This window comes from Bifidobacterium coryneforme (assembly GCF_000737865.1).
Taxonomy (GTDB): domain Bacteria; phylum Actinomycetota; class Actinomycetes; order Actinomycetales; family Bifidobacteriaceae; genus Bombiscardovia; species Bombiscardovia coryneformis.
Genome location: NZ_CP007287.1, coordinates 1,182,972 through 1,197,491, shown reverse-complemented (window position 1 = coordinate 1,197,491; position 14,520 = coordinate 1,182,972). Strand labels below are relative to the sequence as shown.

The following is a 14,520-nucleotide window of genomic DNA, read 5'->3' as shown; positions in this document are numbered from 1 at the left end:
GCCCGGCCTGCGCGGTCCCCGCTCTCCGAGAGCGATATTGCAAGTGCCGCACTGGTTTCCGAATACCGGTGTGGCACTTGCAATATCGGGTTACTGTGCAATCACTCCAACCCGGAGAGCCTGTTAATCAGTTCGGGGTCCCTGGTGGCACCCTTGTCGGCGGACCTGGCGAAGGCCGCGTATGCCTTGAGGGCCAGGGAGACCTTCCTGTCGCGGTGGGCCACATAGCCGTCACCGGCCTCCACCTCCGCGCGTCGTTGGTTCATCTCCTCATCGGTCAGCTCCACGTCCACCCGCCGGTTGGGGATGTCTATGCTGATCATGTCACCGGTGCGGATCAGGGCGATGGGTCCCTTGTTCGCCGCCTCGGGGGCGATGTGCCCGATGGAAAGACCCGAGGAGCCGCCGGAGTACCGCCCGTCGGTCAGAAGCGCCACATCCTTGCCGATACCCTTGCCTTTGACGAAGGAGGTCGGGTAGAGCATCTCCTGCATACCGGGTCCACCCTTGGGACCCTCGTAGCGGATGACCAGGGCCTGGCCCTTCTTCAGGGTGCCGTTCAGAATGACTTCGACGGCCTGCTCCTGGGACTCCACCACCAGGGCCGGCCCGCGGAAGTTCCATATCTCCTTTGGAACACCGGCGGTCTTGACCACACACCCGTCGGGTGCCAGATTGCCCCGGAGAATGGCCAGACCACCCTCCGTTACCGCAGGGTGTTCCAGGTCGTGGATGGCTCCGTGGACCCTGTCCGTATCCAGATCGTCCCATTCCTTGGACTGGTTGAAGGGCTCGGGGGAGGTGATGTGCCCGGGTGCCGCGTGGTAGAGCTCCTTGGCCTCATCCAGGCAGGTGGGGCGCATGATGTCCCACTCTCCGAGTTTGGATTCCAGGTCGGGGTAGTCGATGGAATGGGTGTTCCTGTGCAGGGCGCCGCCCCGGTCGAGCTCGCCCAGGATGCCGCAGATGCCCCCGGCCCTGTGGACATCGGATATCTCCCAGTCGCCTGACGGCGATGCCTTGCAGATGCAGGGGACCGTATGGGAGATGCGCTCGATGTCGTCGAGGGTGAAGTCCACGTCGGCGGATTGGGCCGCGGCCAGAATGTGCAGGACCGTGTTGGTGGACCCTCCCATGGCCACATCCATGGTCATGGCGTTCTCGAAGGCCTCCTTGGTGGCGATGGCCCGGGGGAGTACCGATTCGTCGTCCTCCTGGTAGTACCGGTTGGCGATTTCGACCACCATCCTGCCGGCCTTTTCGAAGAGCATCTTCCTGGCTGTGTGGGAAGCCAGGGTGGTGCCGTTGCCGGGCAGGGCCAGGCCCATCGCCTCGGTCAGGCAGTTCATGGAATTGGCGGTGAACATCCCTGCACAGGAGCCGCATGTTGGGCAGACGGACTTCTCCAGGGCCAGGATCCCCTCGTCGTCGACGGCGTCGTCGGCCGAAGCGTACATGACGTCGATCAGGTCGGTGTTCTCCTTGACCGTTCCATCAGGCATGACCGTTCGGCCGGATTCCATGGGGCCTCCGGAGACGAAAACCGTTGGTATGTTAAGCCGCAGTGCCGCCATGAGCATGCCAGGAGTGATCTTGTCGCAGTTGGAGATGCAGATCAGGGCATCGGCACAGTGGGCGTTGACCGAGTACTCGACGGCGTCCGCGATGATGTCCCGGGAGGGAAGGGAGTACAACATGCCGGTGTGGCCCATGGCGATGCCGTCATCGACGGCTATGGTGTTGAACTCCCGGGGAATGCCACCCGCTGCCTGAACGGCCTTGGAGACCAGTCGGCCCACCTTGTTCAGGTGGACGTGGCCGGGAACGAACTCCGAGAAGGAATTGGCGATGGCCACGATGGGCTTGCCGAAGTCCTCACCCTTGACGCCGGCGGCACGATAGAGAGCACGGGCGCCCGCGAACTCACGTTCCTTCATCAACTTGGCTGATCTCATCTGCATATTCTTATTCAAGTGACCGGGCCAGGACCGTGCCGGAGCATGGCCGCATAGTGGAATACGGCAATCTTCGTCCGGATGTGAACACTCATTCCGAATATCCAACCTGAGCGGTAGAATCGTGACCGATTGAACGGTTGTTCATCCACTTGAATTGGAGTATGAACTTATGGCATTTGGCACCGAGCCCCATCCACAGGGATTTGCGAATCCTCCCATCGACGATCTGATGCAGCACGCCGATTCGAAGTACGCCCTGTCCATCTTTGCGGCCAAGCGCGCCCGCCAGATCAATTCCTACTTCACCCAGCTCAACGAGGGCCTGCTGCAGAACGTCGGCCCCCTGGTCGAATACCAGAACCAGGAAAAGCCCCTCTCCATCGCCTTCCGTGAGATCGATGAAGGACTGCTGGAGGAGACCCTGGGCGAGGATGATCTGAGCGAAGGCAACTGAGTCTGCCCTTATACACCGGTATATACGGGGAAGGCTCGGGAATCGAAGCGTCCCACGGCTGAGTCGGTCGTTCACGCAGAAAGCAAGAGGTGGTTGTAATGGCAGAGCGACGGTTGATTTCGGCTGAATCCGTGACGGAGGGGCATCCCGACAAGGTATGCGATCAGATTTCGGATGCCATCCTCGACGATCTGATAGCTCAGGACCCCCACTCCCATGTTGCTGTGGAGACTTCTGCCGCGACCGGGCTTTTCCTGATTTTCGGAGAGGTCTCCTCGCAGGGCTATACCGACATTCAGAGCCAGGTTCGTTCGGTCCTGCGTCGGATCGGATACACCTCCTCTGAAATTGGTCTGGACGCCGACTCCTGCGGTGTCACCGTATCCTTGAGTGAGCAGAGCCAGGAAATCAACCAGGGCGTGGCCCGTCTGAGCGGAACCCAGGAGAGCGCGGCCACCCGTGAGGAGCGGTACGAGTCCCAGGGGGCGGGCGATCAGGGCGTCATGTTCGGATACGCCTGCGACGAGACCGACACCTTGATGCCCCTCCCAATTTATCTGGCTCATAAACTGTCCTACCGCCTGTCCCAGGTTCGCAAGGAGGATATCGTCCCCCACCTACGTCCCGATGGGAAGACCCAGGTCACCATCGAATATGACGAGAACGACCGACCGGTTCGCGTCGACACGGTTCTCATCTCGACCCAGCACGACCCCGAGGTTGACCATGACTGGTTGCTGGACCAGCTTGTGGAGCATGTCATCACCCCTGTCCTTGACGAGGTGTGTGGTGATTCCATCGAACACCAGGGATACCGCATCCTGGTCAACCCTACCGGTTCCTTCATTCTGGGCGGCCCTGCCGCTGACGCTGGTCTGACCGGTCGCAAGATTATCGTCGATACCTATGGTGGGGCTGCCCATCATGGTGGCGGAGCCTTCTCGGGCAAGGATCCGAGCAAGGTCGACCGTTCCGCGGCCTATGCGGCTCGCTGGGTAGCCAAGAACATCGTTGCCGCCGGTCTGGCTCATCGCGTCGAGGTCCAGGTGGCCTACGCCATCGGGGTGGCTGATCCGGTGAGCGTCAACGTTGAGACATACGGCACCGAGGAGGGGGTGACCCGCGAGCGGATTCAGCAGGCCGTCCGCACGGTCTTCGACCTGAGGCCCGCCGCCATCATCGATGAGCTTGACCTCCTCCGTCCCATCTATTCAAAGACCGCGGCCTATGGGCACTTCGGACGTAACGATCCCGATTTCACCTGGGAGCGGACCGACAAGGTCGATGAACTCAAGGCCGCCGTCGGCATGGACAGGTAAGGACCACAAGGAATCCACGGACCACGATGCACTCCTGGAGGAACCTGGGGCGGTCGTGGTTCTTTCATATCAGGGTCTGGTGTAGTCGATGAGGGAGCGGGGGCAGGCCCTTCCCGGTAGGTGCCGATTCCGCATCAGGATTTTTGGAGGCACGAATAAGCGTCGGTGCGGATATCCTGGAGGCAGGCCGCCCACCGGGTCATGAACCCGGCATTATAAGAAGCACGTTAGGAGGTCGGAGCCGATGAGTGAGGCTGATGCCCAACAGCTTGTCCTGGATGGTCTTGCCCAGGGGAAGCCGCGCAAGCCACGCGTTGCAAGGCGCCGAACCCCTGCCGGCCAGGATCCGGTGGCCCAGGTGGTCCTGAACGTCCAGGCAACCCACTTGGGGGGCACCTTTGACTATCTCGTCGACCAGGATCAGGACAAGGGTGCACAACCTGGGTCCCTGGTCAGGGTCCGCTTTGGACGTCAACTGATCAACGGGGTGATCTGGGGGCGGCAGTCGACCAGTGAGGTTCCCGAGTCGTCCCTTCGCTACCTGGAGCGTGTCATCACCCCCCACGCCCTGGTCTCGGACTCCATGCGGGAAGACATCACCCTGATAGCGCGGGCCTATGGGGGTACAGAGGCCAATATCCTCCGCCTGGCCGTACCCCCCAGGGTGGCACGGATAGACAAGGAGCAGCAGCTGGTTCCAGGTCAGCCCAGGCTGGCCTCCGACACTGACTGGGTGGCTGGGCTGGACCGGGCTGCAACCGATGCAAGGGCCGACCTGAATCGGGATTACGACCGTCTTGAGGTGTTTGACCAGGCCCTGCAATCCGATGGGTTCTCCGCCTTCCTTGCCGATATAGGGCCGGGGCCAGGCCGCGCCGAACACCTGGCGGCCTGGTCCCTGGCCGCTGCCCTTTTGTCCGGGAGGTCGGCCGTTATGGTCCTGCCGGATATGCAGGTGGTTGAGCGCCTTTCCGCTGCCTTGCAGGCCTTGGGACTGGTGCCTTTCGGTCCTAGGACAGGAGGCGGTGGCGACCCCAGCGGGCCGGGTTGGGCAGGGGACTACACCATCCTGGATTCCTCCATGGCCCCGGCAGAACGATATCGGTCCTATCTGGCCCTGGCCTCCGGTCAGGTTCGATGCGTCATCGGGCTCCGTGCGGCCATGTATGCCCCGGTGGAAGGTCCGGCCCTGTTCGCGGTCATGGACGACGCGGCCTATCAGAGTGCCGATGGGATGATGCCCTATGCCAATGCCAGGGGGGTTCTGAGGCTCCGGGCCAAGTCCCATGGTGGCGTCTTCCTTGCCCTGGCGCGGTCAAGGAGCGTCCGTTCCCAGTGGGAGAGTACTCCGGAGGCCGAGGAGGTTGGCTCCGGCGTTACCGGACCGATTCGTTCTTTGGACTCTGCACACACCCCGGGTAGGGACCGTCTGCCCTGGATCAGATGGCTGAACAGGGAGGAACTGTCCCGTCTGGCCGACCCCACAATCGGTGCCAGGGTACCCCACACCGCAGTCGTCGCACTGCGGAAGGCCTTGGATGATGGTCCTGTCCTCTTGTCGATTCCCCAGGACGGATACAGCCAGGCCCTGAGTTGTGCCCGTTGCCACCACCAGGCTCGTTGCCCGCGCTGTACAGGACCACTCCGCTCCGACCGTGAATCTGCACCCCGTTGCGCCTGGTGTGGTGCAGCGGCCACCAACTGGAGTTGCCCGAACTGCGGTGGGGAGCGGCTGCGAGTGATCAGGGTCGGGGCGGCCGGAACAGCCCAGGAGCTGCGGATGCTCTTCCGTAACGTCCCCATTCTCATCTCTTCGCCGGGGCAACCCCGGGGGCCGGTCTTCGAGGTGGATCAGAAGCCCCGGTTGGTCATCGCCACACCAGGGGCCGAGCCGATTGTGATTCAGCGAGGTAGGGGTGACGGCGATGGTGATGCTGCCAGGCAGGACCCTCTCCCCGAGGCCCATCGGGCAGGATACGCCGCCGTCGCCATACTGGACGCGTGGACCAGCCTGTATGCACTGGGTGTGGATGCCCGTGTCGATACCCTGTCGTCCTGGATGCGTGCGGCCTCCCTTTGCCGGTCCCGCGACAGTGGGGGGCAGGTCCTCCTTCTGGGGGAGACGGACCCTCAGCTGGCCCAGGCCCTGGTTACATGGAGGAGCCCCCTCCTGGCCGGAGCCGAGCTGGAGGACAGGCGCATGACGGGAATGCCTCCGTCCTGCTCCCTGGCTACGGTCTGGGGCGGACGCAAGGCCGTTATGTGGATACTGGACCGTATCGGGGCGACCACGGGTGAACTGTCCCTGCTTCGGACCGAGGAGGGCGAGGTTCCATCCATGCTGGGCCCCGTACCGATTCCACCCCCGAAGACCCTTGCGGCCAGGCAGCTGGAGGGGACCCAGGATCGTGTCCGGGCCCTGGTCCGGGTCCCCTTGGAGAAGCGTGACTTCCTGGCCGATCGACTCAGGGAAGGGCTGTCGGAGTACTACGCCAAACGAGGACGTGAGGAATTGAAATTCCAGATGGATCCCAAGGATCTGACGTAGCGAATCCCGGGGTCTATGAGGCGTGCTTGCATGGGAAAGACGATGAGGTGCGAGGAAGGTGACGTGAACGATGATTGGATGGCCCGGAGAGGTTGAAGTGCCCACTGATGTCATCCTGGCCGATGACCAGGCGGAATCAGCCAAGGGCAGGCCCATCAGGCAGGTCATCTTCGACTTTGGCAACGTCCTGATCTACTGGAAGCCCGAAGCGGCCATGGTGTCCCGGTACGGCCCTGAGGCCATACGGGACATGCTGGATAACGACAAGTCCGGTTTCTTCGATGCCAACAACATGATGGACGGTGGCGCGCCATGCGCGCAGGCCCAAGCCTGGGTCCAGGAACACCATGGTGCCCCCTGGGATGAGATGTTCACCTATTACTGCGACAATTTCGTTGATTCGCTGACCGGTCCCGTTCCCGGTGCCAGGGTATTGGTCAAGGATCTCAAGGCCGCCGGGGTCGGGGTCTGGGGTCTGTCGAACTGGGGCACCGAACTCTTTCCCTACGCATGGGGGCAGTACCCCATTCTGCATGAGCTGGATGATCTGGTCGTATCCGGCCCCATCCATATGCGTAAGCCCCATCCGGATATCTATCTTCATGCCCTTGAGCGGTTCGGCATCAGGGCAGAGGATGCCCTCTTCGTGGACGACAAGGGGATGAATGTGGTTGCGGCCAACAAGGTGGGTATCAGGAGCGTCTGCTTCACGGATCCCTACAAGTTGCGGAACTTGCTGATTGAATCGGGGCTCGACATTCCCCGGGTCCGGTAAAAGGTACGGTTGTTCTCGCGGGCCGATTCGTATTTTCGGACGCGACAGGTTATGGAGGAGTGAATCCACATGGTGATGAGGTTATTGTTTGCGGGAACACCTGATGTGGCCCTGCCGTCCCTGAGGCTTCTGGCCGGCGACCCGGAGCACTTCCAGGTGATGGCCGTCCTGACCAGGCCCGATGCCCCCAAGGGGAGGGGCCGGAGATTGGAGCCGAGTCCGGTGAAGGCGGCGGCCTTGGAACTTGGCATCCCGGTCATCGAATCCGACCCCGGGGAGGCCGACTTCATCGACACGATCCAACGGACGGGAGCCGAGTATGCCGCCGTCGTGGCCTACGGGAAGATTCTGAAACGACCGGTTCTGGATGCCATGCCCGGTGGCTGGTACAACCTTCATTTCTCTCTCCTGCCCCAGTGGAGGGGCGCTGCCCCGGTCCAGCGTGCCATATGGTCCGGCGAGACGATTACCGGAGCCACGGTCTTCCGGCTGACTCCGGGCATGGACGAGGGGCCCATCCTTGCCCAGTCCACGGTCGAGATCGGGGCCCACGAGACGTCCGGGCAGCTCCTGGAGCGCCTGGCCGAGGATGGTTCCCATCTGCTTGGTGCGTCGCTGGAGGCCCTGGCCGAGGGACGGGCCCTTCCCATTGAACAACCCCAGGGTGCCTATGAGGTGGCGCGGAAGGTCACCAGCCAGGATGCCCATATCCGCTTTGATCGGCCCGTATTCGCCCCGGACCGGCAGATTCGGGCCTGCACCCCCAATCCCGGTGCCTGGTGCCGGATTCACGAGGATGGGGAAAGCGGCAACCGGATAACCCAGGTCCAGGTGATTGAGACCGCACCCGCCCAGCCGGACCAGCCGGGCCTGCCCGAGGACCTGAAACCCGGTCGTCTGGGAATGAGCAAGAAGCATATTTGGGTGGGGACCGCTTCGGCACCCCTGGAGCTGCTGCAGGTCAAAGCGGCCGGGAAGAAGGCCATGAAGGCCATCGACTGGGCCCGTGGTGCGCGGCTTGAGAAGGATGCCTTCTGCGACTGACGGGTTGCAGATGGGGATGAATCCCTGATGGGAGGCTGCTGCACCGGTATGCGGAACCAAAGGTCCGAGTGGGTCTCTGGTCCGGCTAGCATCTTGGGAGAGCACAGTCGGATTCACAATGGGGGCCGAGGAGGATACGGTGAGCAGACAGGACAGTGGGATTGCCGGTGACGCCCTGAAGGAGGACGGTTCATCACCCTCCGCTTCCGAGGGAGATGGTCCGGAAAATCGGGCCGCGGTCATGGATGCCCTCAGGGAGCGTAACCACGCCCTGGCCCAAGCCTTGAACCGGGCGGGTAAGGAACTGACCAAGGCCAAGACGCAGCTGGCCCAGATGGCGTCGCCTCCCTTGAACTTCGCCCTGGCGCTGGGAGTGGATTCGGTCTCGTTCGATGAGATGGGTGTCCAGCATGCCTCCCTGGAGGTGCTTTACGGGTCCCGGCGTATGGTCCTGGCCCTGGCACCGGGGGTGAGGGCCGACAGAATCAGACCCGGACAGACCCTGTTGCTTGACGAGAACATGGTGGTGGTACAGGTGCGTGACCAGGCGACCACCGGACCGCTGCGCCAGGTCAGCCGAATCATGGACTCCGGCATATTGGAGGTCAAGGATGCTTCGGGCGCCTCAAGCCTGGTCGGGCGTTCAGGTGCCCTGATGGATGCCGACCTGAGTGTGGGAAACCAGGTCATGGTCGACCCCGCAGGGCAGCTGGCCCTGTCGTTGGTCCCGGAGCAGGAGCAGGACGACCTGGTCCTGAAGGAGGTGCCGGATGTCACCTTCGCCGACATCGGTGGCCTGGACAGACAAATCGACCGGATTCGCGATGCCGTCCAGCTTCCCTTCCTTCACAAGGATCTTTTCCGCCGCTTTTCCCTCAACCCACCCAAGGGTCTTCTCCTTTACGGTCCTCCCGGGAATGGGAAGACCATGATCGCCAAGGCCGTGGCCAACAGTCTGTCCAAGGGGTCGGGCACGCCGGGTGTCTTCCTGTCGGTCAAGGGGCCGGAGCTGCTCAACAAGTTCGTAGGGGAGTCGGAACGGCTCATGCGACGGATTTTCGAACGGGCCCGTCAGCGGGCCGGTCAGGGCGGTCCCGTCATCGTTTTCATCGACGAGATGGATTCCCTCCTGCGTACCAGGGGATCGGGCATCTCATCGGACGTGGAGACGACGATTGTCCCCCAGTTCCTGGCCGAACTGGATGGGGTTGAAGCCCTGGATAATGTTATGGTCATCGGGGCCTCCAACAGGGTCGACATGATCGATCCCGCCGTGCTGAGGCCGGGTCGGCTGGATGTGAAGGTTCGTATTGACAGACCGGACAGGGATGCCGCGGCATCCATTCTTTCCCGATATGTGACGCCTGATCTTCCCTTGAAGCCTGAAGGGGGAGTGGGTGATCTGGTCCAGGTCCTGGTGCGCGATATCTATCGCGAGGATCAGGGGCGTAAGGTCTGTGACCTGCTCGACCAGGACGGTCGCTGGTACCCCTACTACATGAGCCAGCTGATTTCCGGGGCGGTCCTGCGCAACATCGTCGACAGGGCGAAGACCATGGCCGTCAAGGACTCCATCCGGCAGGACCGGGAGGTTACCCTCGATGCCGACCGATGCCTGCAGGCCGTTCAGGAGGAGTATCTGGATATGCTCGATTCCGTGGGTGACCAGAACCCGCAGCAGTGGGCTCGGACGGCCGGTCTATCCGTGGGGCGGGTGGCCGACATCCGTCTGATCGGCCGGACGGATACCGACTCATGAGGGTGGAGCGTGTGGTCGGCACGGAAACCGAATACGCCATCGCCGCCGAGGATGGATCACCGGCCAATCCCGTATCCCTTTCCATGGCGGTGGTCAGGGCCGCGGCCGATCCTGAACGCTCACACATTCACTGGGACTACGGCCGGGAGGACCCTGTCAACGATGCCCGTACCGGACGGCTGCCCAGGGCCATGGCCAGCCCCGGTATGCTGACGGATTCACCCCAGTCGGCCCTGATGAATGTGCTGGCCCCCAATGGCGGTCGCATCTACGTTGATCATGCCCATCCCGAGTACTCCTCTCCTGAGACCACCGATCCCTTCCAGGCCCTTGCCTATGACCGGGCCGGAGACCTTCTCATGTCCAGAGCGGCAAGATGCGCCGGTCGGGAGGGGGCCACGCATGGTGTGCGGCTCTATAAAAACAACGTGGATGGGAAGGGGGCCTGCTGGGGGACCCATGAGAACTACCTGATGGACCGATCCGTCCCCTTCAGCCGGGTGGTTGCGCTGATGACCATCCATTTCGTGACCCGCCAGATATACACCGGCTCCGGCAGGGTGGGCCTGGGGGTCGATGGTCGGGAACCCGGCTTCCAGATTGGGCAAAGGGCCGATTACCTCCAAACACGGGTCGGTCTGCAGACCACCTTCGACCGCCCAATCATCAATACCAGGGATGAATCACACAGTACCGCCTCCACCCGCAGGTTTCATGTCATCGCCGGGGACGCGAACCGGATGGATCTGCCCCAGGTCCTCAAGCTGGGGGCAACCAGCATGCTTCTGGGGCTCCTGGAAGATGCCGATGCCGCTGGATTCGACCTGGATGCCCTCCTGGGTCGACTGGCTCTGGACGACCCCGTGTCGTCTCTGAGGACCGTCTCGCGTGACCTCAGCCTCAATGCGCCGCTCGTCCTGGAGTCAGGCAGGCGGGAAACCGCCCTGCAGATTCAGCAGGACCTGTTCCAGGCGATCTGCCGGGTTGGGGTCATTCTCTACGGTGAGGACAGGGAGGGGAAACCCGCCTGGCCTGGTCAGGTCACAGGGCGGCTCATGAAGTTGTGGGAGGCGATTCTGGATGACCTGGACCGGGTCCGCAGGGCTGATGCCAACGAACGGCTGGGTATGTCCGACCAGGCGGGGCGTCTGGAGTGGCTCATGAAGTGGCAGCTCCTTGAGAGCCTGCGTCGTCGTCGCTCCATCCATGATTGGTCCGATCCCCGCCTGGCGGCCCTCGATATCGAGTGGGCCCGTCTGGATCCCGGTCACGACCTGCCCTCCAGACTGGGGTCGCGAATACAGCCCGTAACCTCCCAGCCGGCTGTCGAGGATGCGGCTGACATGGGTCCTGACGGTACCAGAGCCTGGTTCAGGTCGCGTATCCTGCATGACTGTCCGCATATCATCCGCTCCATGTCCTGGAGTCGGGTGGTTCTGGAAGATCCGGAAAACGATGAGGGTCGGCCGCTGATTGTGGATTTGACTGATCCGTCGGGTCGCACCAAGGCCGACTGCCCGGGGGTATTGGAACATTCTGGGGATATTGCCCGGTGGCTCCTCAAGGGGGAGGGTCGCGACCTATACTGCTGATATCGGAGGAGCGGGATCATGCTCGAGGACGTATCTGATTCGGATTCTCCCCCGGGCTACGTTGCGAAAGAGAGAGATATGGAATTGCGTGAATTGGCCATGCAGGTCGCAACCATAGCGGTCGAGGCAGGTCGTCATGCCCTCCAGGACCAGATCAACCCCCACGATCCGCGCAGCACTTCCGCCATCGACCGGGGAACCCAGTTCTCATCCGGTATCGATACCCGGCTGATTCGCTACTGTCGGACCAGGATTGCCGACCTGGAGCCCTTTGACGGATTCTGGGAGGAGGAGGCCGGTAACCGCAGGCCGGGTGGTCGCTACTGGTGCATCGGGCATATCGATGGGCCGGTCAACTATGTCAGGAACATGGCCGAATGGACCGTCACCGTCTCCCTCTTCGCAGTTGATGAGACGGGCCACGCCTCGCCCATCCTGGGTATCGTCCATGCCCCGGTGCTGGGACTGACCTATCTGGCGGCCAAGGGCCAGGGCGCGATACGTATCCGCCGGACCATCGTCGGGGATAAGCGGGAGAAAATCATTCCCTCCACCATGGACACCCTCAAGGGTTCCGTCGTCAGTTTCGGTATGTCATACTTCCCCAATGAGTCTGAGCAGGTGCTTCAGATTGTCTCCAGGATGGCCGGGAAACCGGCCGATATCAAGCGTGTGGGTCCGGTTTCCCTGGATCTGTGCAGGGTTGCGGACGGCAGCTACGACGCCTACTTCGAGCCTGCCCTCCATTCTTGGGACATCCCTGCCGTGTCAGCGGCCGCTGTGGTGGTCCGTGAGGCCAAGGGGACCCTCTGGCGCTGGGACGGCGGCCACGTACGCTGGGACGGCAGCAACGACGTTGTGGCCACCAATGGAATTATCGACAAGGAACTGGGTTCCTATCTGGTATTCGACTAGTCCCTGACGGATGACGGCGATATAAGGGATGGTGGTTGTGTCGGGATGTGCCCGGACACCGGAACAGGAGGACAGGATCATGCCACAGGAGTTCAGCCAACGTTCGTCTTCGGCCCAGGCGGATCAGGAGGGGATGGAAGAGGGAACCTTGTCCGGTCGTGCATCGGCCCATTCTCAGGACACCTCCTTGGATTCCGTGCTTGATGACATCGAATCCACCCTGGAAGACAACGCCGAGGAGTACGTCAAGGGGTTCGTGCAAAAGGGCGGGGAGTGAACTGATGGATCAGGCCCCGGGCATCGGGCACCGTCGTATTTTCGGCATCGAGACCGAGTACGGGGTCAGTCTGACCGGAGGAGATGGGGCCTGTAGTGCCGGGCAGGTGGCCATGGCCATGTTCCACCGCCTGGTGGAGCAGCACAGGTCGACCAATATCTATCTTTCGAATGGTGCCAGACTCTACCTGGACGTTGGCTCCCATCCCGAGTACGCCACGGCCGAGGCGCTGACCCCCATGGATGCCCTGGAGCAGGATTTGGCTGGGGAGCGGATCATGGCCGATCTGGCCCGTGAGGCATGTTCGGTCCTTGCCGACAGGTTGGGGCCAGGGGTCACAGTGCATGTGTTCAAGAACAACGTCGATGCCCAGGGGCATTCTTTCGGCTGCCATGAGAACTATCTCCTCCGTCGCCAGGTTCCCCTGGACGTGGTCAAGGAGCAGTTGGTGCCCTTCCTGGTCACCCGCCAGCTGTTCGCAGGGGCCGGGCGATTGGGGGAGGCCGGCTATCAGCTTAGCCAGCGTGCGGATTTCCTGGATGAGGCCGTATCCTCCGCTACGACGCGAGCCCGCCCCATGGTCAACACCCGCGATGAGCCCCATGCCGATCCTGACCGGTACAGACGCCTGCATGTCATTCTCGGGGATTCAAACCGTTCTCAGACGGTCACCTGGCTCAAGCTGGCCACCACGCACCTGGTCCTGAGTCTGATTGAAGAGGAGGTGCTGTCCGGACGGCCCCATGGCTTCGGGGCCTGTGCCCTGGCCAATCCGGGCGAGGCCATGAGGGCCACCAGCAGGAACATGACGGGAAGGGCCTCCCTGGACATGGAGGGCGGCAGGGTCATGTCGGCCCTCGATATCCAACGCCGGTACTGGGAGGGTTGCCGGGCCTATGTCGATGAGCTGGGCGACCAGGCCGACACCGTTCTTCCTATGGCCGATGAGGCCCTTGGCCTGTGGCGGTCAGCCCTGGATGCCCTGGATGATGGTCACTGGGAGGTCTTGGCCGGTTGGGTTGATTGGGCTGCCAAGCTCAGACTCCTCAATGCCGAAGCGGCTCGTGATGCGGATATCTTCAAGGCCAGGCGGCTGGATTTGGACTACCACGACGTAGCTGCCGGTCGGTCCTACGGGGCGCTGGTAGACCACGGGATGATGGACACCCTGGTGGACGTGAACCGGATAGGGGAGGCTGTGAGAAGGCCGCCACAGACCACCCGTGCCCGTCTACGTGGCGACTTCGTATCCAAGGCGGAGGAGACAGCCCTGTCGTGGTCCTGCGATTGGACCCACCTGGTCCTCAAGGGCACCCACAGGCACGAAGTGACCCTGATGGATCCGTTCGCCTGCGACCCAGACGAGTCATACAGGGCCTTGTCCGAGGAGTTGGACCGCGAACGGACAAGGCCGGACTCGGTCTAGGGTTCCTTGTTTGGGGCGTTCGTCCGGTTGAACGCGAGGTGAAAAGCAGGAGTGCCGCAAAGGGCCACTGGTGGACAGAAGGCCCCTGACATACAGAACGGGCCTGATCACCGTGGATCAGGCCCGTCGAAAAACCTATGAGGTTGTCAGCACATCACTTGTCGGAGACAGCCTTCTTCAGCAAGGAGCCGGCGGAAATACGAACGCCGTAGCTTGCCGGAATCTTGATGGTCTCGCCCGTGCGGGGGTTGCGGCCGGTGCGAGCGGCGCGCTTGACGCGCTCGGCGGAGAAGAGACCGGTGAGCTTCAGGCCCTCGCCGGACTTCATGGCCTCAACGAAAACGTCCTGGAAGGCGTTGACGGCTGCCTCGGCCTGGGCCTTGGTCAGGTTCGACTTCTGGGCGATCTTCGAAACGAGATCAGATTTGTTGTATGCCATAGAGCATCCTTCTT

The 14,520-nt window shown here is 62.3% G+C and carries 12 protein-coding genes; 10 read left to right on the top strand and 2 right to left on the bottom strand.

Annotated features, from left to right (window positions below; genetic code table 11):
- Positions 1-101: 101 nt before the first annotated feature.
- A complete protein-coding gene (gene ilvD / locus bcor_RS04690; protein WP_033497992.1) occupies positions 102-1,961 on the bottom strand; it encodes a dihydroxy-acid dehydratase in 1,860 nt (619 codons plus the stop codon).
- Between the two features lie 166 nt (positions 1,962-2,127).
- On the opposite strand from ilvD, the gene rpoZ reads away from it, so the two are divergent.
- The 10 genes from rpoZ (at position 2,128) to bcor_RS04640 (ending at position 14,067) form a co-directional block, all read left to right on the top strand.
- On the top strand, positions 2,128-2,412 hold the full coding sequence (gene rpoZ, locus bcor_RS04685; RefSeq protein WP_033490402.1) for a DNA-directed RNA polymerase subunit omega: 285 nt from the start codon (positions 2,128-2,130) through the stop codon (positions 2,410-2,412).
- Between the two features lie 98 nt (positions 2,413-2,510).
- Positions 2,511-3,731 carry a methionine adenosyltransferase gene (gene metK / locus bcor_RS04680; protein WP_033497994.1) on the top strand — a complete coding sequence of 407 codons (1,221 nt, stop codon included), beginning with the start codon at positions 2,511-2,513 and terminating at the stop codon, positions 3,729-3,731.
- 244 nt (positions 3,732-3,975) lie between these two features.
- Positions 3,976-6,279 carry a primosomal protein N' family DNA-binding protein gene (locus tag bcor_RS04675; protein ID WP_033497996.1) on the top strand — a complete coding sequence of 768 codons (2,304 nt, stop codon included), beginning with the start codon at positions 3,976-3,978 and terminating at the stop codon, positions 6,277-6,279.
- A 70-nt stretch (positions 6,280-6,349) separates the two neighbouring features.
- Positions 6,350-7,054, top strand: a complete 705-nt coding sequence (locus bcor_RS04670) for an HAD family hydrolase (RefSeq protein WP_033497998.1) — start codon at positions 6,350-6,352, stop codon at positions 7,052-7,054.
- Positions 7,055-7,126: 72 nt separating this feature from the next.
- Positions 7,127-8,098, top strand: a complete 972-nt coding sequence (gene fmt, locus bcor_RS04665; RefSeq protein WP_033498084.1) for a methionyl-tRNA formyltransferase — start codon at positions 7,127-7,129, stop codon at positions 8,096-8,098.
- Between the two features lie 175 nt (positions 8,099-8,273).
- On the top strand, positions 8,274-9,857 hold the full coding sequence (gene arc, locus bcor_RS04660; protein ID WP_420796646.1) for a proteasome ATPase: 1,584 nt from the start codon (positions 8,274-8,276) through the stop codon (positions 9,855-9,857).
- Entirely contained in the window at positions 9,854-11,449 is a 1,596-nt protein-coding gene (gene dop, locus bcor_RS04655; RefSeq protein ID WP_033498000.1) for a depupylase/deamidase Dop, read from the top strand. The genes arc and dop overlap by 4 nt, the downstream gene beginning before the upstream one ends.
- A 78-nt stretch (positions 11,450-11,527) precedes the next feature.
- Positions 11,528-12,364 (top strand): inositol monophosphatase family protein, encoded by an 837-nt coding sequence (locus tag bcor_RS04650; protein WP_033498001.1) that lies wholly within the window; start codon positions 11,528-11,530, stop codon positions 12,362-12,364.
- Positions 12,365-12,443: 79 nt separating this feature from the next.
- Positions 12,444-12,641: a ubiquitin-like protein Pup gene (locus bcor_RS04645; RefSeq protein WP_033498003.1), complete on the top strand. Its 198-nt coding sequence runs from the start codon at positions 12,444-12,446 to the stop codon at positions 12,639-12,641.
- Between the two features lie 4 nt (positions 12,642-12,645).
- Positions 12,646-14,067: a proteasome accessory factor PafA2 family protein gene (locus bcor_RS04640; protein ID WP_051875682.1), complete on the top strand. Its 1,422-nt coding sequence runs from the start codon at positions 12,646-12,648 to the stop codon at positions 14,065-14,067.
- 154 nt (positions 14,068-14,221) lie between these two features.
- On the opposite strand, the gene bcor_RS04635 is transcribed toward bcor_RS04640, so the two are convergent.
- A complete protein-coding gene (locus tag bcor_RS04635) occupies positions 14,222-14,506 on the bottom strand; it encodes an HU family DNA-binding protein (RefSeq protein WP_033490389.1) in 285 nt (94 codons plus the stop codon).
- Positions 14,507-14,520: the final 14 nt, after the last annotated feature.

Coding starts and splice junctions, on each gene's coding strand:
- ilvD (WP_033497992.1), bottom strand. CDS start 1,961: ATGCAGATGAGATCAGCCAAGTTGATGAAGGAACGTGAGTTCGCGGGC.
- rpoZ (WP_033490402.1), top strand. CDS start 2,128: ATGGCATTTGGCACCGAGCCCCATCCACAGGGATTTGCGAATCCTCCC.
- metK (WP_033497994.1), top strand. CDS start 2,511: ATGGCAGAGCGACGGTTGATTTCGGCTGAATCCGTGACGGAGGGGCAT.
- bcor_RS04675 (WP_033497996.1), top strand. CDS start 3,976: ATGAGTGAGGCTGATGCCCAACAGCTTGTCCTGGATGGTCTTGCCCAG.
- bcor_RS04670 (WP_033497998.1), top strand. CDS start 6,350: ATGATTGGATGGCCCGGAGAGGTTGAAGTGCCCACTGATGTCATCCTG.
- dop (WP_033498000.1), top strand. CDS start 9,854: ATGAGGGTGGAGCGTGTGGTCGGCACGGAAACCGAATACGCCATCGCC.
- bcor_RS04650 (WP_033498001.1), top strand. CDS start 11,528: ATGGAATTGCGTGAATTGGCCATGCAGGTCGCAACCATAGCGGTCGAG.
- bcor_RS04645 (WP_033498003.1), top strand. CDS start 12,444: ATGCCACAGGAGTTCAGCCAACGTTCGTCTTCGGCCCAGGCGGATCAG.
- bcor_RS04640 (WP_051875682.1), top strand. CDS start 12,646: ATGGATCAGGCCCCGGGCATCGGGCACCGTCGTATTTTCGGCATCGAG.
- bcor_RS04635 (WP_033490389.1), bottom strand. CDS start 14,506: ATGGCATACAACAAATCTGATCTCGTTTCGAAGATCGCCCAGAAGTCG.